Genomic DNA, 16,278 nt, shown 5'->3' with positions numbered 1-16,278 from the left:
TCCTTAAGCCTTGAGTGCCGGCGGAACGGCGCGGCGGTGTTTGGAGAGCGAATATTCGAGCAGGGCCATGGCCTGCAGGATGAGGAAATTCAGGATGAGATAGATCAGCGCGGCGCAGAGGAAGACCTCCATCGTGCGATAAGTCTGCGAGATCAGGCGCTGTGCGACGCCCGTCACTTCCCAGACCGTGACAAGGCTCGCCAGCGCCGTCGATTTCATCATCAGCACGATCTCGGTCGAATAGGCCGGCAGCGCGTGGCGGAAGGCGATCGGCGCAATGATGCGGCGAACCATCAGGAAGCCGGACATGCCGATGGCGCGGGCCGCCTCGATCTCCTTGGGCGAGACGGCGCGGATGCCGCTGCGGAAGATTTCCGCCGAATATCCGGCAGTGCAGAGCGCCAGCGACAGCACCGCGCAGACGACCGGCTCGCGCAGGAACGGCCAAAGGAAGGAATAGCGGATGAAGCCGAACTGACCCAGCCCGTAGAACACCAGGAACATCTGGATCAGCAGCGGCGAGCCGCGGAACACGAAGATGTAGCCCTTGGCAAAACCGGAAAGGATCGGATTGCCGCTGACGCGCATGGAGACGATGACGAGGGCCAGCAGACCGCCGAAGAAGATCGACAGTGAAAACAGCATGAGGGTCGTCGGAACGGCCTTCAGCAGCGTGACCATCGTGGATGTGAGAAACTCGATATCCATCACGCCTGCCCCATGGCAGCCGGCGCCAGGCTGCGGTTGGCGCGCCGCTCGGCGCCGTTGAAGATGCGGTCGGACAGGCTGGTCAGCAGCAGGTAAAGCAAGCCGCCGGCGATGAAGAACAGGAAATACTGGCGGGTGGAGCCGGCGGCGACCTGGCTGGTGCGCATCAGCTCCGCAAGACCGGTCACCGAAATCAGCGCCGAGTCCTTCAGGCTCAGCTGCCAGACATTGCCGAGCCCAGGAATGGCAAAGCGCAGAACCTGCGGCATGATGATCCGGCGAAGCCGCATCATGCGATGCATGCCGATTGCCGAGGCGGCCTCGAGCTCTCCCTTGGAGATCGCCAGATATGCGCCGCGATAGACCTCGGCCTGATAGGCGCCGGAAATGATACCGACGGCAAGCGCACCGGCCGCAAAGGACGGCAGGCCGAGAAAGCCCTCATAGCCCAGCGATCGGCCGATCGCGGTCACCGCCGACGAGCCGCCGAAATAAATCAGGTAGATGATCAGAAGCTCGGGAACACCGCGAAAGACGGTCGTATAGATGTTGCCGATGGTGACCAGCAGGAAATTGCCGGACAATTTCGCCGAGGCGATGATCGTGCCGAGCACGGCCCCGATCAATAGCGCCGTCGCGGTGACGGCGAGTGTCATCAGCGTCGCGACGAGGAGCAGCGCGCCCCATCCATTTTCACCAAAGCCCAGGAGTCCCAGGGTTGCCATAGGTCCGATCCCCCGTCCGTTACGGCAGCAAGACAGCAATGATGACCTCCGGCTTGCGCCGGAGGCCGCGTAGCGGCGGCGTCAGCCGCCGGCGATCATTGCGGGCTGACGTCGACCTTGAACCACTTCATCGAGAGGTTCTTGACGGTGCCGTCGGCAAGCGCCGACTTGATGGCTTCGCTGAGCTTGTCGCGCAGGTCGGTATCTTCCTTGCGCACGCCAAGTCCTTCGCCTTCGCCCCAGATGGAGCCGGCGATCTCGGGGCCGGTGAAGGCCAGCGTATCGTTTGCGGATGCAAAGGCGTTGTTGAAGTAGACGGCGTCGTCGAAACCGAGGTCGATACGGCCGTTCTGCAGGTCGAGATCGCGGTCGGCGCCGGTCTTGTATTCACGGACTTCGGCGATCGAACCGAAATTGTCATAGACGAACTTGGCATAGACGGTTGCCGCCTGGATGCCGATCGTCTTGCCCTTGAAGGCTTCCTTGAGGGCTTCGATTTCCTTCACGCCGGTCTGGCCGGGCGTCATCTTGATCACGGCGCCGGTTCCGGCCGCATTGGCAAGGGGGCTGTCCTTGGCCGTTGCGAAGGCTGCGGGCGTCGCAGCATAGGGAACGGTGAAATCAATGATCTTCTTGCGCTCGTCGGTGATCGACAGCGCATCCATGATCACGTCGAACTTGCCGGCGTTCAGCGCCGGGATCATGCCGTCCCAGTCGGAAGCGACCAGCTTGCACTCGATCTTGGCGCGTTCGCAGAGCACCTTGGCAAGCTCCGGCTCGAAGCCGCCGAGCGTGCCGTCTGCATTGGTCATGTTCCAGGGGGCGTAAGCGCCCTCAAGCGTAATGGTCGCCGTCTTCCAGTCCTTTGCCATGACCGGAGCGGAGAGCGCTGCCGCGATGGCCGCACCCGCAAGAATGGTATGATGGAATTTCATTGTGTTACTCCTCTGAAGCTCGCTTTGACTTGTCGTCACCCACCGATCTTCGCCGGCTTGCCTCCGTCAGCGTCAGCAGCGGAAGTTGTATATGGTACCATATGAAAAAATTTGTGTTATGCAAGAATTAAGTTTAGATTTTTGGCGATTGATCATCGTGCCCGGGGATTAGGCAATGAAACGCAGCGGCGAGATGAAAAAAGAGCTGGCAGCCAATGACGCTACGCCGCTCTACGCAGGCGTCAAACAGATCATTCTGGACAGAATCCATAGTGGAGAATGGCCGCCGAAATATCGCGTACCCTCGGAAAACGAGCTGGTACTGGAACTCGGCGTAAGCAAGATGACGGCCAACCGGGCGCTACGCGAGCTTGCCAACGAAGGCGAGCTGATCCGCATCCAGGGTGTCGGCTCGTTCGTTGCCGAGCGCAAAGGCGTATCGGCGCTTTTCGAAGTCCGCAACATCGCCGAAGAGATCGCCGAACGCGGCCATTTGCACGAGGCGACAGTGGTTTCCCTGGCCAAGGCCTCCGCTTCGCCTGATGTCGCCGATGCGCTCGGGCTGGAGATCGGCTCGGCGGTTTTCCACTCGCTGATCGTCCACAGCGAGGACGGCGTGCCGGTCCAGATCGAGGATCGCTACGTTCATCCCGAGGTCGCGCCCGACTATCTGGATCAGGATTTTTCGGTGATCACGCCGAACGCCTATCTATCGGCGATCGCGCCCTTGAGCGGGTCCGAACATGTCGTCGAAGCGACAGTTCCGCTTCCCTGGGAATGCAAGCTGCTGATGATCCTGAAGACCGAACCGTGCCTGACGATCCGGCGCCGCACATGGTCGGGCCGGCGAGTCGTATCGACGGCCCGCATCGTCTATCCCGGTCATCGCTACCGCCTGGAAAGCCGCAGCGGCATCCTGCCGACCGGCTAGTTGTATATGGAACATTCAAATGCCGAGAGCGGCCAGCGGCAGTCCGAGTGCTGAGCCCATGCGGCGAATATGCTGCCGGTCCTGATCCTTGCCGCTTTCCAGCGCCACGATCTCGCTGACCGTCAGACCGGATGTTTCGGCCATGTCGTCTAGGGAATAGCCCTTGCTGCGGCGGGCCTCGGCGAGCAGCACCGGGACACCTGTTACACTCTTAAATTCGCTGATATTGGCGGCCATGTTCATTGATGGATCTCCTGTCGGCTGCGGAGAAACGCGGACGATGGCCTGCGGTTCCCAAGCGCTGGCGCCGGTCGCAAGAACATGACCGGTCTGGATGCCGGACTGTCCCTCTTCGGCACGCCCCCTCGCCGAAGATCGCAAAGACGTGTACGCTCCTGCCGGCGGGAGGAGCCGCCGAAGAGTTGGGGGATGCGATGGCGTTGATGCATATTCGGCGGCGGGATCTTCCAACAGGGCTGCCGTCGTCATGACCAACAGTCTGGCCGTCCCCTCTTTCGGCATCGCGCGGCTCGTGCGCGAGGAATGGTTTCTGGGCATCGGGCTCGTCACCAGCGCCATCATCCTGCTCTTCGAAGACGCACTGTTCGACCATTTGACCAACCCGGCCTGGTTTGCCGTCATCTTTCTCTGGATCTTCGCCGCCGTGCTCGGCTCGGCGCTTTCGGTCGTCCGCCATGCCGATCATCTCGCCGAACAGCTTGGCGAACCCTATGGCACGCTGATCCTGACGCTGGCGATCACCTCGATCGAGGTCATGGCGATTTCCGCGGTGATGATCCACGGCGCCAACAACCCGACGCTTGCCCGCGATACGCTCTTTGCCGTCGTCATGATCATCCTGAACGGCATGGTCGGGCTATCTCTGCTGGTCGGCGGCTGGCGGCGGCCGGAGCAGCAGCACAACATGCAGGGCGCCAATGCCTATCTCGGCCTCATCGTGCCGCTGGCAGCACTCAGCCTCATCCTGCCGAGCTTTATCCATGCCGACGGCAGCCAGGCCTCGACACCGCGGCAAATGATCCTGGTGGTCATTTCGGTCGGCCTCTACAGCATCTTCCTGATGCTGCAGGCAGGCCGCCACCACCGCTATTTCAGCGAAGAGGGCGAAGCGGGGCAGCCGAAGCATCGCGCGCCTCTCCGGAAGGGCGCGATCTTGCTCCATGCCCTGCTGCTCTTCGCCTATATGGTGCCCGTCGTTTTCCTGGTCGAACAGCTGGCCCGGCCGATCGACTACATTATCGAGACGGTGCATGCGCCCGCAGCCATCGGCGGCATCATCATGGCCGTGCTTGTCGCAACGCCCGAGGCGCTGAGCGCCGTTCGCGCCTCGATCGCCAACAACCTGCAGCGCTCGGTCAACATCTTCCTGGGCTCAGTGCTCTCGACCATCGGCCTGACGGTACCGGCCATGCTGCTGGTCGCCCATATTTCCAGCCATCCGATCAGGCTTGGCCTGGAAGGCACCGATCTGGTGATGCTGACTTTGACATTGGCCGTCAGCATGATCACCTTCGCCAGCGGCCGCACGCATATGATGCAGGGCGCCGTTCATCTGGTGCTTTTCCTTGCCTATGTACTGCTGATCTTCCAGCCGTGACCGGAGCCAGCGACCATGACCCTTGAGCTTCTGATTGCGAAATACGGCCTGCTGGCGGTCTTTCTCGGCGCCGGCATCGAGGGAGAAACCATGGTCATTCTCGGCGGCGTCTTCGCCCATCGCCACCTGATGACCTATTGGGAAGCGGCAGCAGCCGCGGCCGCCGGGTCCTTCATCGCCGACCAGCTGTTCTTCTTCACCGGCCGCCACGCGCGGCGCTGGTCGCGCATCCGCAAGCTCGTCGACCAACCGGCCTTCCAGCGCGCCAACAGGCTTCTCGAGCGCTATCCCGCCGGCTTCATCTTCGCCTTCCGCTTCGTCTATGGCCTGCGCACGATCAGCCCGGTTGCGATCGGCATGTCGAATGTCCCGACCGCGACCTTCATGGCCGTCAACGCGGTCGCCGCCGTCATCTGGGGGACGCTGTTCACCGCCATCGGTTATCTATTCGGACAGGGCATCGAGCAGATCTTCGGCCACCTGCCGCTGCACCGGCACGTTCTCGTTGCCATCGTGGCAGTGGCGGCCCTGCTGATCGGCGGCGCATTCACCTATCGGAGGTTTCGCGCCGCCTAGCCCATTCGCCTTAGCCCGCCATGTTAGCAGGATCGATAGCGGGCTATTGCAATTCTGAAAAATACGGCTTCATATTGTGATAGCTTTGAACCTTGCAACCCTTAGGTTGCCGGGGACGCGCATAGGGACTGCAGCTCGTAGATTATGAGGTGACAGGGTGCGTGAGGGAGGGTCTCAGGGTTTTCATCTGCTTGCCGCGCTCCTGTGTGCGGCCGGGCTTACCGCCTGTGACGGCAACGGCAACACCTATGTCGAGCCACCGCCCGCCAAGGTGCGCATGGCGCAGCCGCTGCAGCAGAACGTCACCAAATATTTCGAGCTGACCGGCAATACCGCCGCCTTCAAATCGGTCGATATCGAGGCGCGTGTCCAGGGCTTCGTCGAAACGATCGACTATCGCGACGGCACGGCTGTCAAAGCCGGCGACAAGCTCTTCGGCATCCAGAGCAACACCTATCAGGCGCAGCTCGATCAGGCGCAGGCGACGCTGACCTCGGCCCAGGCCGCACAGGTCGGCGCCAATCAGGAATATACGCGCCAGGTCAATCTGAGCGCTCAGAAAGTCGGCACGCAGACAGCGCTGGACAACGCCAAGGCAACGCTCGACCAGGCGAATGCCACCATCCTGAACGCCCAGGCGAGCCTCGAACTGGCAAAGATCAATCTCGGCTACACGACCGTCACCGCTCCGTTCGACGGCACGGTCACCGCGCATCTCGTCGAGATCGGCACGCTGGTCGGCGTCTCCGGGCCGACGACGCTCGCGACCATCGTCCAGCTCGATCCGCTCTATGCCAATTTCAATGTCAGCGAGAGCCAGGTGCTGATGATCAAGCGCGAGCTTGCGGCGCAGGGCCACACCTTCAAGCAGACAGATCTTCCCAACATCCCGATCGAAATGGGCCTGCAGGGCGAGACCGATTATCCCTTCAAGGGCCATCTCGATTATGCCGCCCCACAGGTTGACGCCTCGACCGGGACACTGGCCGTTCGCGGCGTCGTCGAGAACAAGGATCGGGCGCTGCTGCCCGGGCTGTTCGTGCGCGTGCGCGTACCTGTCGGGCATGAGGACAAGGCGCTTCTGGTGCGCGACGACGCGATCGGCATCAACCAGCAGGGCAACTACGTGCTCGTCGTCGGCAAGGACGATACCGTCGAGCAGCGGCCCGTCAAAACAGGCCAAAGCGAGGGACGCCTGCGCGTCATCGAATCCGGGCTCAGTGCCGAGGATTGGGTCGTCACCGAGGGTTTCCAGCAGGCCGTTCCAGGCAACAAGGTGGCGCCCGAGAAGGCGACGATGGAGATACCGGCAACGGCTGACGCCTCCGGGGCAGCGGCGCCCCAGGCCGGTGCCCAATGAGCCCCCGCCCTCCTTCGGCTGATATTCCCGGGAGGCGCGCATGATCTCTCGCTTCTTCATCGAGCGGCCGGTCCTCGCCAATGTCCTGGCGCTGGTCTTCGTGCTGATCGGCGCCGTGGCGCTCTTCCAGCTACCGGTCGCGCAGTATCCGAATGTCGTGCCGCCAACCGTGCAGGTGACGACCCGCTATCCGGGTGCCAGCGCCAAGACGTTGGTCGATACGGTGGCGCTGCCGATCGAGCAGCAGGTCAACGGCGTCCAGAACATGCTCTACATGCAGTCGACCAGCGCCAGCGACGGCACTTACTCGCTGACGGTGACCTTCGCCATCGGCACCGATCCGGATCAGGCGCAGGTTCTGGTGCAGAACCGCGTGGCGATCGCCATGTCATCGCTGCCCGACGCCGTTCAGCTGCAGGGCGTCACGACGCAGAAGAAATCGACCTCGATCCTCGAATTCGTCAGCCTCACCTCCCCTGACAGCCGTTACGACAGCCTGTTCCTGTCCAACTACGCCGTCATCAACCTGCAGAACGAACTCGCCCGCCTGCCCGGCGTCGGCAATGTCTCGGTGTTCGGCGCCGGCCAGTATGCGATGCGCATTTGGATGAATCCCGAGCTCCTGAAAGCGCGGGGGATGACGCCGCAAGACGTGATCAATGTCGTGCAGCAGCAGAGCCAGGAAGTGACGGCTGGCCAGATCGGCATTCCGCCGGTGCCCGCGGGGCAGGATTTCCAATATACATTGAACGTCAACGGACGGCTGAACGAGGCCGCCGATTACGAAAACATCATCGTCAAGGTCGACGACCAGAATGGCGGGCGGATCACCCGCGTCCGCGACATCGGCCGGGTCGAGCTCGGTGCCCAGACCTACAGCCAGTCCTTCATGCAGAACGGCCGGCCGGCCGCCGGCATCGGCGTTTTTCAGCTGCCGGAAGCCAATGCGATCACCGTCGCCAAGGACGTCGCGGCCAAAATGGCCGAGCTCGCGAAGAGCTTTCCGCCGGGCCTTGCCTATGACGTCCCGTTCGACACCACGAAATTCGTGACCGCCTCAATCGACGAAGTCTATGTGACTCTGATCGAGGCCGGCGTGCTCGTGCTGATCGTCATCCTCGTCTTCCTGCAGGACTGGCGGGCGATGCTGGTTCCGGCGACGACGGTTCCGGTCACCATCATCGGCGCCTTCGCGGCGATGGCTGCACTCGGCTTCACGGTCAATCTCTCCACCCTCTTCGCCATCGTGCTGGCCATCGGCATCGTCGTCGACGACGCGATTGTCATCGTCGAGGGCGTCGCGCGCCATATCGAGCAGGGCATGTCCGGCCGGAAGGCAGCCGAGAAGGCGATGGACGAGCTGTTCGGCCCGGTCATCGGCATCACGCTGGTGCTGATGGCGGTCTTCATTCCCGCGGCCTTCCTTCCGGGCCTTACCGGTCAGCTCTACAAGCAGTTCGCCCTCGTCATCGCCGCCACGGCGCTGATCAGCGCCATCAACGCCATGACGCTGAAGCCGACCCAGTGCGCCCTCTGGCTGCGCCCGCCGGTGCCGCCGGAAAAGCGCAATGTCTTCTATCGCGGCTTCAACAAGGTCTATGACAAGGCCGAACACGGCTATACCCGGCTGATCGGCGGCATGGTCCATCGCAGCGGCCTTGCCGTTCTCGCCGCCCTCGTCCTGATGGGCGTCGCCATCTGGGGCCTCACCCGGCTGCCGACGGCTTTCCTGCCGCTTGAGGACCAGGGTTACGTGCTGATCAGCGCGCAGCTGCCCGATGGCGCCTCGAAGGAGCGCACCGACGAAGTGATGGCCGAGGTCGGCAAGATCGCGCAGCAGACGCCGGGCGTCGATCAGGTGCTGACTATCAGCGGCATCTCCATTCTCGACAACAGCGCCAGCCTGCCGAATGCCGGTGTGGCCTATGTCGTCCTCAAGGATTGGGATGTCAGGGGCAAGGAAAAGGGCCAGGACCTTTTCTCGATCTACGAACACCTGAACGGCGCGCTGTCCGATGTCCTGAAGGCGAAGACGCTGGTCGTCGTGCCGCCGCCGATCCAGGGCATCGGCAATGCCAATGGCTTCACCATGCAGGTCGAGATCCGCAACGGCAATTTCGACTTTCCACTGCTGCAGGCCACAGCCGATGCGATCGTCAAGAACGGCAATGCGCAATCCTCACTGCAGCGGCTCAGCACCTCGTTTCGCGCCGGCGTGCCGCAGCTTTCGGTCTCGGTCGACCGCATCAAGGCGGAAACGCTCGGGATCACCACCGGCCAGGTTTTCTCGGCGCTCTCAGGCTATGTCGGCTCGAGCTACATCACCCAGTTCAACAAGTTCGGGCGCACCTTCCAGGTCTACGCGCAGGCCGCGCCCGAATTCCGCATTCGTCCAGAGGATATCCGCAATCTCAGCGTCAAGGCCGGGGACGGCACGATGGTGCCGCTCGGCACCGTCGTCGACGTGAAGAGCGTCCAGGGGCCCTCGCTGATCAGCCTCTACAATCTCTACCCGACAGCAACGATCGTCGGCGGCTCTGCAGCTGGCTTCAGCTCCGGCCAGGCACTCGACGTCATGGAACAGATTGCCGATCGCACCCTGCCGCCGGGAGCGGGTTTCGAATGGACGGCGCTCTCCTATCAGGAGAAGGCCGTCGGCACGCAGATCTATTTCGTCTTCGGGCTCGCCATGCTGCTCGTCTATTTCGTGCTCGCCGGGCAATATGAAAGCTGGATCCTGCCGCTCGCCGTCCTGCTTGCCGTGCCGCTGGCGCTGCTCGGCACCGTCGGGGCCTTGAGTGCTGCCGGCGTCGCCAACAACCTCTACACCCAGATCGGCCTCATCCTGCTGATCGCGCTCGCCTCGAAGAATGCGATTCTCATCGTCGAGTATGCGCGCGAGAAGCGGGCGGAGGGCATGGAAATCCTGGAAGCTGCCGTGGAGGCCGCCCGCCTGCGCTTCCGCCCGATCCTGATGACATCCTTCGCCTTCATCCTCGGCGTCGTGCCGCTGGTGCTGGCAAGCGGCGCCGGCGCTTCGGCCCGCAAGTCGATCGGCATATCGGTCTTCAGCGGCATGATCGCTTCGACCTGCCTCGCCGTCCTCTTCGTGCCGTCATTCTATGTCGTGCTGCAACGGTTCGAGGAATACAGAAAGCGCCGGGCAAACCCGGCGCCTCAGGCAGCAGAGTGATTACCGGCCCTATTGCACGACGACGCGCACATAGACGCCGCCGCTCTTGGCGTAATAGCCGGAGCCGCAGCGGTAGTAGTAACCACCATAATAGGCGCCATAGACGCACCCAGCCGGAAGAACCGCAATCGTTGTTGTCGTCCACATGACGGTGCGGCGCGTCGTGCGCCGCGCAACGCCGGCATAGGAGAGCGGCGTCAGCGGCCGGCCGATCACGGCTCCGGCGGGTGTCGCGAACTCGACCGAGACAGGCATCCATCCATCCGGTTTCACGTCAGCCTCGGCGAAGAGAAAGGCACCGCTCAGCGCGGCGAGAAGGAACGGCTTCACGTATCTCATTTGACTTCTCCGGGCTGGGTGGGCGCAGGCAGCTCGTCGAGCGATTGTAGCTCGCTCAGATCCACCTTCTTGGCATTGGCTGGAATCTCGATCTTGTAGGAGGCATTGGCGACCTCCGAACCGGTCTTGAAATCGCTGATCTCAAGCGTGTATTGCGGCGCCTGGCCGACATGCTTGCTGGTGATGACGTAGCGGCGCGGGATCGGCTTGTCGCCGGACTGGATCCAGATCTGCCAGTCGATCTCCGGCGTGCGGAAGGTCAGATATTCGCACTCGACTCCGCCGACATAGGCGCTGGAAATATGCTTCGCCGAGGTCACATCCGTCATCAGCAGGTTGAAGGCATTTGCCGCCAGGAGATCGGCACCGGGCGCCTCCATTCCCGCGCCGATCAGCCGGTCGAGCAATTCATCCACCGATCCCTTCGCCTCGATCGACGCATAGGCATCGAGATTCTTGCCGTGCACCGTCAGCGTCGAACCATCGAAACTGACATCGACATCGGCAAAGCCGCCGGTTCGCGTTACCCGCAGCTTGTCCGGCCGTGACAAACTGGCGGTACCGGAGCTGACGAATTGCAGCTTCTCGAAGTCGGGCGTGACGGCCTCGACCGCCGACTGATAGGTGAAGGACATCGTCTTCTGCGCCGCGAGATAATCCGACATGGCCTTTAGAATGGCCTCCGCATCATCCGCGGCCGCCGCTTTGGGCAGGATCAGGCAGGCCGCGAGCGAGCCATAGACGACGAGACGTGCAAGCTTTCCGATGGGAGAAACCGATGACATGGCAATGCCTTCCATTTGGGTCTTGTTGTTTCATCGAGTATCCGCCGGCGCGGATCGGAGATGCCTTCCGTGGCGCTCCGGCATGCAGAATTTTCGGCAGGCGAAAGCGCGGCGGAAACGCGCCGCGCGATTAGCGGGGATCATGGATCAGGGATGAACCTCCGCTCCGCCTCCCCTCGAAGCGGATGGAGACATTAGGCACCGAAGCTAGAGACCGTTGGTCAGCACATGCTGGCAGGTCGGCGACAGGCGCTGAAAATTCTCGCGCAGGCAATTCACCCCGCGGCCACCGCCGAGCATCACCGATCGGCAATACGCCCGGAAATCCGGACCGCAGGTACGGCGCATGACGATCAACTCTTCGCGCGGTGTAAACGACGCCATCGGCATCGCCGCGGGCGCGCCGCCACCGGCCGTCTTGGCGGTATTGGCCGCGGGCGCCGATCCGCCACCGCCGAGCGCGCCGACCGCCGCCTGGCAGGATGGCGAGAGCGCCGCATTGTGCTGTTGAAGGCAGGCAAGCGCCTGCGATCCGCCCGGCGTCACGCCCGAGCACTGCGCCATGAAATCCGAACGGCAGGCCGATTTGATCGCATTCCGCTGCGCATCCGTCGGCTGTCCCGCTGGTTTCGGCGGAGCGGCAGGCGCTGCTGCAGCGGTCGTTGGCTGAGCCGCGGGTGTCTGCGCCGGCGCAGCGTCGCTCGATTTCTTCTTGCCGCCGAGCGCCGAGATCGCATCCCGGCAAGCTTTGGAAAGCGACGCGTCATGCTGCTGCAGACAGTTCAGCGCCTCCATGCCTCCGGGCGTTACACCCGAGCATTGCGCGATAAAGTCCGACCGGCAGGCCGAGCGGATTGCGTTCCGCTGCGCATCCGTCGGCTGCTGCGCGTGGGCGGCGATCACTGGAAGGCACAAGGCGCCCGCAAGCGCCAGGGCCGCCAGCCTCACCGGCCGAAAACCGGATTTTTCATACAGAATTATCGCCCGAAAGGCCGCAAATTTTCCCATCGTTACCTCCCCCCAAGGAAGAACTTTCCGGAATATGCAGAAACGTGGCCTGCCAAGGAAATAACGCAGACCGGACAACCAGAAGCCACGCCTCAAGTCTATCTTCGATTATTTTAAATTAGCACAAACGGATACTATCGGAAAGCTTGTGAAGGCGTGAATTTTTCTGACAATTACAAGGCGTATATTCATCGGCAGCTTGTTTTCTTGAAGACAAAAAATACCGGCCGCCGCCGGAGGCAAGGCCGGGGCGGGTCTCAGGAAAGCTCGCCATATGAAGCGCCGGCCACGTCAAAAGGGGCAGCCGTCCTTACAGATATTACATGATGCTACAGGCCCCAGCCGACACCAACTGCTAGCGTTCGCCTCCAGGACATCCCTTCGAGCAGCAGCCGGAATGTGCAGATGGTAAAACGCGTTGCCCCTATTCTCCTTCTCCTGTTGCTGACGGGTTGCGGGCATCCTGATGGCGTCATGGTGCCGGTCGCGGCCTCGACGGTGGCTCCCGTGCCATCCAAAGTGGAGATGCTGGTGGCGACGACACGCCAGCCATCCGGCGACCCCGCCACGCTCTTCAACGGCGAGCGCAGCCCGAAACCCTACCTGACGCAGATCACTGTCTCGATCCCGGCGAAGCGCGAGGCGGGTACCGTCGAATGGCCGAAGCGGCTGCCGCCCAATCCGGCAACGGAGTTTGCCGTCACCCATGTCTCGCAGATCGATACGATCGCCCAGGGTCGGGCGTGGTTCAGCCAGCATACGAAGGGTGGCCATGCGCTGGTCTTCATCCACGGCTTCAACAATACCTATGAGGATTCCGTCTTCCGGCTGGCGCAGATCGTCCATGACAGCAAGATGAATGCGGTGCCGGTGCTCTTCACCTGGCCCTCGCGCGCCGAAATCACGGCCTATCAATACGACAAGGAAAGCACCAACTATTCGCGCACCGGCCTTGAGCAGGCGCTGCGCACGCTGGCAGCAGACCCGAATGTGAAGGACATCACCGTCATGGCCCATTCGATGGGCTCCTGGCTTGCGATGGAATCGCTGCGCCAGATGGGGATCCGCGACGGCCATGTGAATTCGAAGATCCACAATGTCATCCTCGCCTCCCCCGATATCGATATCCAGGTTTTCGCCAAGCAATATGTGGAGATGGGCGGCGCGCCGCGTCCGAAGCTGACGATCTTCGTCTCGCAGGACGATAAGGCGCTGGCCATCTCCAGTTTCATAACCGGCCGCGTCTCCCGTCTCGGCGCGATCAATCCGGCCGAGGAACCATACCGCTCGAAGCTTGAGGAAGCCGGAATTACCGCCATCGACCTGACCAAGGTGAAAAGCGGAGACGGCCTCAATCACGGCAAGTTCGCGGAAAGCCCGGAGATCGTCCAGCTCATCGGCCAGCGGCTGATGACCGGACAGACGCTGACGGATTCCAACGTGTCGCTTGGCGAAGGCATCACCGCTGTGGTCGGCGGCACCGTATCGAATATCGGCACGGTCGCTGCAACGGCCGTCGCAGCGCCCGCGATCATCGTCGACCAGCCGCACCGCGCCAAGAAGAAGGCAGCCGACCAGACGCTGAGCGGCGATCTGGAACCACAGACGCTGACGCAGTAGGGATGTCATCATGAGATGGTTTCTGTCTCTCGCCGCCGCATTTTTCTTCGCCTTCGGCGCCTTGGCGCAAACCCCTCCGCCTGCTTCGCCCACCGCTTCACAACAGAAGATCGATGACCTCGTGCGCCTGTTGCAGGACCCCGACATCAAGGCCTGGCTCGATACCAGGGCCGCAGCGGCGCCCCCTGCAGCAAAGCCGGCGCCAGCGGCTGAAAGCTCCCCCTTGGCAAAATGGGAGGCCGCGGCACGTGGCCGCGTCCATGAAATACTGACGGCAATCCCGAATATTCCGACAGAGATCGGAGCTACCATCCTCCGTGTCCGGCAGGATGCGACGAGCCGCGGCTATGCCCCCGTCTTCGTCATCTTCGGCGGCCTCGTCGGCCTTGGCCTGATCGCCGAAGGCGTCTACCGCAAACTCGCCGTCCGTCGCGAAACGCTGATTGGCCGGCTGATCCCGATCGGCATCTTCACGGCGGCGATGGCGATCGTCTTCTTTGCGGTCGACTGGCCGCCGCTGGCGCGCATTTCGCTGCTTGCCTTTCTCTCCGCCTTCGTCGTCTTCCGCGTCGTTGCCGTTCTGCTTGCCGCGGCCGCCTCGACGCCTGCCCTGCGCAGACGGCTGACGCTCATTGCCGGGGTTCTCTGCCTTGCGATTTCGATCGCCGCGCTCGGCGAGCCGCTCGGCGTCTCGGCCTCGGTCAGCGATGCCATCAGCTACTGCTTCTCGGCCGTCGTTCTGCTTCTGGCGATCGAAGCCCTCTGGTCGACCTCCGGCAAGACCCTCTCGCGAAAGGCTGCGCTCGCCGCATTTCTCGTGCTGCTCTGGCTGATCTGGTGCGTGAACATGCGCGGCCTCTTCTGGATCGGCGTCTATGCGCTTGCTCTGCCGTCAGCGCTGAACACGGTCGGCCGCATCGCCGGTTCCTTCGTCAGCGATCTCAGCAGTCTTCAGGGCATCATCGTCGTGCGCGGCGCACGCGCGATCGCCATTGCGCTCGCCGTCGGCTGGCTCGTGCTCGTCTGGCAATTCAATCCCGATACGCTGGGGCGCCGCGATCCGATCTTCGCCGCTCTGTTCTATGGCGCATTGAAGAGCATCCTGATCATCGTCGTCGCCGATTTTCTCTGGCAGCTGGCCAGAGGCTGGATCGACCGGACGATCCGTGTCTCAACCGACACGACATCGCTCGCCCCGGCCGATGCGGCGCGGCGGGCACGCTTCCGCACTCTTCTGCCGATTTTCCGCAATGCGCTCGCAGTCATCGTCGCGGTCATGGCCGGCCTCATCGTGCTGTCGCAGATGGGCGTCCAGATCGCTCCACTGATCGCCGGCGCCGGCATCTTCGGCGTCGCCATCGGCTTCGGCTCGCAGACGCTGGTGAAGGATGTCATCAGCGGCGTCTTTTACATGCTCGACGATGCCTTCCGCGTCGGCGAATATATCCAGGCCAAGGATTACAAGGGAACAGTCGAAGGCTTCAGCCTGCGCTCGGTGCGCCTGCGCCATCACCGCGGGCCCGTCTTCACCGTCCCCTTCGGCGAACTCGGTGCGGTGGAAAACATGAGCCGCGACTGGGTGATCGACAAGTTCAGGATCACCGTCGGCTTCGATACCGATATCGAAAAGGCGCGCAAGCTCACCAAGAAAGTCGGCGCGGACTTGAAGGAGGATCCCGAACTCGGAAAGCTCTTCATCGAGCCGTTGAAGATGAAGGGCGTCGAACAGTTTGCCGATTACGGCATCGTCCTGAGCTTCGCGATGACGACGGTACCGGGCATGCAGACCTATATCCGCCGCAAGGCCTACGCCAAGATCCGCGAGGTCTTCCTCGCCAACGACATCTCGTTTGCCCAGCCGATGGTGCAGGTCGGCGGCGACGACAAGGGAGGAGGCGCAGCCGCCGCCCAGGCGCTCAGGGCCCAGCAGGCTGCGGCCACCCCGGCGAAATGAGCCCGTAAACGCAGCTGTTCGCTACCGTATTATACGTCCCCCGCAGCGCCGCTTCGTGCGACTTTCGCCGCGACGGAAGTCAGAGCGAGGGAGAACCAACATGTTGAAACGCCGATTGTTATTGGCGGCAGTTGCCTGCATGCCGATGATCTTTGCCGCAACGGTCTCAGCACAGACGCTGAGCTACGCGGATGCCGTGACCAAGCTTGCCGATGATTGCGGCAAGGACATCCAGAAACTCTGCAAGGGGCTGAACCTTGGCGGCGGACGCATCGCCGATTGCCTGCAGCAGAATGCAGACAAGGTATCGCCGACCTGCAAGGCGTCGCTGGCGACCGTCTTCCAGTCGATCACCCAGCGCGAACACGCGCAGACTGCCTACCGGCAGGTCTGCCAGCGCGACATGTCGAAGAGCTGCTCGGGCATCAAGGGCGATGGCTTCGTGCTCGCCTGCCTGGTGAAGAAGGAGCCGCGCGTCAGCAAGGAATGCAATCAGGTCATCACCGATGCAGGTTGGAGATAAAAC

Annotated in this window: 15 protein-coding genes; 8 read left to right on the top strand and 7 right to left on the bottom strand. The window is 62.5% G+C overall.

Annotation, left to right across the window (positions count from 1 at the left end; genetic code table 11):
- Positions 1-3: 3 nt before the first annotated feature.
- From ACODR6_RS07330 to ACODR6_RS07320, 3 genes are all read right to left on the bottom strand, one after another.
- Entirely contained in the window at positions 4-708 is a 705-nt protein-coding gene (locus tag ACODR6_RS07330) for an ABC transporter permease (protein WP_112711132.1), read from the bottom strand.
- Positions 708-1,433 (bottom strand): ABC transporter permease, encoded by a 726-nt coding sequence (locus ACODR6_RS07325; protein ID WP_112711133.1) that lies wholly within the window; start codon positions 1,431-1,433, stop codon positions 708-710. The genes ACODR6_RS07330 and ACODR6_RS07325 overlap by 1 nt, the downstream gene beginning before the upstream one ends.
- A 95-nt stretch (positions 1,434-1,528) precedes the next feature.
- A complete protein-coding gene (locus ACODR6_RS07320; protein WP_112711134.1) occupies positions 1,529-2,368 on the bottom strand; it encodes a transporter substrate-binding domain-containing protein in 840 nt (279 codons plus the stop codon).
- 175 nt (positions 2,369-2,543) lie between these two features.
- Between ACODR6_RS07320 and hutC the strand changes: the two genes are divergently transcribed.
- The gene (gene hutC, locus ACODR6_RS07315; RefSeq protein ID WP_112711135.1) at positions 2,544-3,299 is read left to right on the top strand and encodes a histidine utilization transcriptional repressor HutC; all 756 of its coding nucleotides are present in this window, start codon (positions 2,544-2,546) and stop codon (positions 3,297-3,299) included.
- A gap of 15 nt (positions 3,300-3,314) precedes the next feature.
- Here the strand turns inward: hutC and ACODR6_RS07310 are convergent, their stop codons facing one another.
- Positions 3,315-3,542 (bottom strand): helix-turn-helix domain-containing protein, encoded by a 228-nt coding sequence (locus ACODR6_RS07310; RefSeq protein ID WP_203430617.1) that lies wholly within the window; start codon positions 3,540-3,542, stop codon positions 3,315-3,317.
- A 244-nt stretch (positions 3,543-3,786) separates the two neighbouring features.
- Between ACODR6_RS07310 and ACODR6_RS07305 the strand changes: the two genes are divergently transcribed.
- The 4 genes from ACODR6_RS07305 (at position 3,787) to ACODR6_RS07290 (ending at position 10,046) form a co-directional block, all read left to right on the top strand.
- Complete coding sequence (locus tag ACODR6_RS07305; protein ID WP_112711137.1) at positions 3,787-4,917, top strand: calcium:cation antiporter; 1,131 nt, start codon at positions 3,787-3,789, stop codon at positions 4,915-4,917.
- Positions 4,918-4,932: 15 nt separating this feature from the next.
- Positions 4,933-5,493 (top strand): DedA family protein, encoded by a 561-nt coding sequence (locus ACODR6_RS07300; protein ID WP_489021878.1) that lies wholly within the window; start codon positions 4,933-4,935, stop codon positions 5,491-5,493.
- A 157-nt stretch (positions 5,494-5,650) separates the two neighbouring features.
- On the top strand, positions 5,651-6,853 hold the full coding sequence (locus tag ACODR6_RS07295) for an efflux RND transporter periplasmic adaptor subunit (protein ID WP_489021876.1): 1,203 nt from the start codon (positions 5,651-5,653) through the stop codon (positions 6,851-6,853).
- A gap of 40 nt (positions 6,854-6,893) precedes the next feature.
- Positions 6,894-10,046 carry an efflux RND transporter permease subunit gene (locus tag ACODR6_RS07290; RefSeq protein ID WP_489021874.1) on the top strand — a complete coding sequence of 1,051 codons (3,153 nt, stop codon included), beginning with the start codon at positions 6,894-6,896 and terminating at the stop codon, positions 10,044-10,046.
- A 9-nt stretch (positions 10,047-10,055) separates the two neighbouring features.
- Here the strand turns inward: ACODR6_RS07290 and ACODR6_RS07285 are convergent, their stop codons facing one another.
- From ACODR6_RS07285 to ACODR6_RS07275, 3 genes are all read right to left on the bottom strand, one after another.
- Complete coding sequence (locus tag ACODR6_RS07285; protein ID WP_112711140.1) at positions 10,056-10,385, bottom strand: hypothetical protein; 330 nt, start codon at positions 10,383-10,385, stop codon at positions 10,056-10,058.
- Entirely contained in the window at positions 10,382-11,170 is a 789-nt protein-coding gene (locus tag ACODR6_RS07280) for a DUF2092 domain-containing protein (RefSeq protein ID WP_489021872.1), read from the bottom strand. Before ACODR6_RS07280 ends, ACODR6_RS07285 begins: the two co-directional genes overlap by 4 nt.
- A 207-nt stretch (positions 11,171-11,377) precedes the next feature.
- Positions 11,378-12,178 (bottom strand): cysteine rich repeat-containing protein, encoded by an 801-nt coding sequence (locus ACODR6_RS07275; RefSeq protein WP_489021870.1) that lies wholly within the window; start codon positions 12,176-12,178, stop codon positions 11,378-11,380.
- A 405-nt stretch (positions 12,179-12,583) separates the two neighbouring features.
- On the opposite strand from ACODR6_RS07275, the gene ACODR6_RS07270 reads away from it, so the two are divergent.
- From ACODR6_RS07270 to ACODR6_RS07260, 3 genes are all read left to right on the top strand, one after another.
- Positions 12,584-13,798 carry an alpha/beta hydrolase gene (locus tag ACODR6_RS07270; RefSeq protein ID WP_449098219.1) on the top strand — a complete coding sequence of 405 codons (1,215 nt, stop codon included), beginning with the start codon at positions 12,584-12,586 and terminating at the stop codon, positions 13,796-13,798.
- 10 nt (positions 13,799-13,808) lie between these two features.
- Positions 13,809-15,752: a mechanosensitive ion channel family protein gene (locus ACODR6_RS07265; protein ID WP_489021867.1), complete on the top strand. Its 1,944-nt coding sequence runs from the start codon at positions 13,809-13,811 to the stop codon at positions 15,750-15,752.
- A gap of 100 nt (positions 15,753-15,852) precedes the next feature.
- The gene (locus ACODR6_RS07260; protein ID WP_203430611.1) at positions 15,853-16,275 is read left to right on the top strand and encodes a cysteine rich repeat-containing protein; all 423 of its coding nucleotides are present in this window, start codon (positions 15,853-15,855) and stop codon (positions 16,273-16,275) included.
- Positions 16,276-16,278 lie beyond the last annotated feature (3 nt).

It is taken from the genome of Rhizobium sp. FG96, from assembly GCF_057808655.1.
The sequence above is the reverse complement of the archived record's forward strand: the minus strand, read 5'-3'. Positions and strand labels throughout refer to the sequence as shown.

Excerpts from the sequence above, each read along its gene's own strand:
- ACODR6_RS07330 (WP_112711132.1), bottom strand. The coding sequence starts at position 708 with ATGGATATCGAGTTTCTCACATCCACGATGGTCACGCTGCTGAAGGCC.
- ACODR6_RS07325 (WP_112711133.1), bottom strand. The coding sequence starts at position 1,433 with ATGGCAACCCTGGGACTCCTGGGCTTTGGTGAAAATGGATGGGGCGCG.
- ACODR6_RS07320 (WP_112711134.1), bottom strand. The coding sequence starts at position 2,368 with ATGAAATTCCATCATACCATTCTTGCGGGTGCGGCCATCGCGGCAGCG.
- hutC (WP_112711135.1), top strand. The coding sequence starts at position 2,544 with ATGAAACGCAGCGGCGAGATGAAAAAAGAGCTGGCAGCCAATGACGCT.
- ACODR6_RS07310 (WP_203430617.1), bottom strand. The coding sequence starts at position 3,542 with ATGAACATGGCCGCCAATATCAGCGAATTTAAGAGTGTAACAGGTGTC.
- ACODR6_RS07305 (WP_112711137.1), top strand. The coding sequence starts at position 3,787 with ATGACCAACAGTCTGGCCGTCCCCTCTTTCGGCATCGCGCGGCTCGTG.
- ACODR6_RS07300 (WP_489021878.1), top strand. The coding sequence starts at position 4,933 with ATGACCCTTGAGCTTCTGATTGCGAAATACGGCCTGCTGGCGGTCTTT.
- ACODR6_RS07290 (WP_489021874.1), top strand. The coding sequence starts at position 6,894 with ATGATCTCTCGCTTCTTCATCGAGCGGCCGGTCCTCGCCAATGTCCTG.
- ACODR6_RS07285 (WP_112711140.1), bottom strand. The coding sequence starts at position 10,385 with ATGAGATACGTGAAGCCGTTCCTTCTCGCCGCGCTGAGCGGTGCCTTT.
- ACODR6_RS07280 (WP_489021872.1), bottom strand. The coding sequence starts at position 11,170 with ATGTCATCGGTTTCTCCCATCGGAAAGCTTGCACGTCTCGTCGTCTAT.
- ACODR6_RS07275 (WP_489021870.1), bottom strand. The coding sequence starts at position 12,178 with ATGGGAAAATTTGCGGCCTTTCGGGCGATAATTCTGTATGAAAAATCC.
- ACODR6_RS07270 (WP_449098219.1), top strand. The coding sequence starts at position 12,584 with ATGGTAAAACGCGTTGCCCCTATTCTCCTTCTCCTGTTGCTGACGGGT.
- ACODR6_RS07265 (WP_489021867.1), top strand. The coding sequence starts at position 13,809 with ATGAGATGGTTTCTGTCTCTCGCCGCCGCATTTTTCTTCGCCTTCGGC.
- ACODR6_RS07260 (WP_203430611.1), top strand. The coding sequence starts at position 15,853 with ATGTTGAAACGCCGATTGTTATTGGCGGCAGTTGCCTGCATGCCGATG.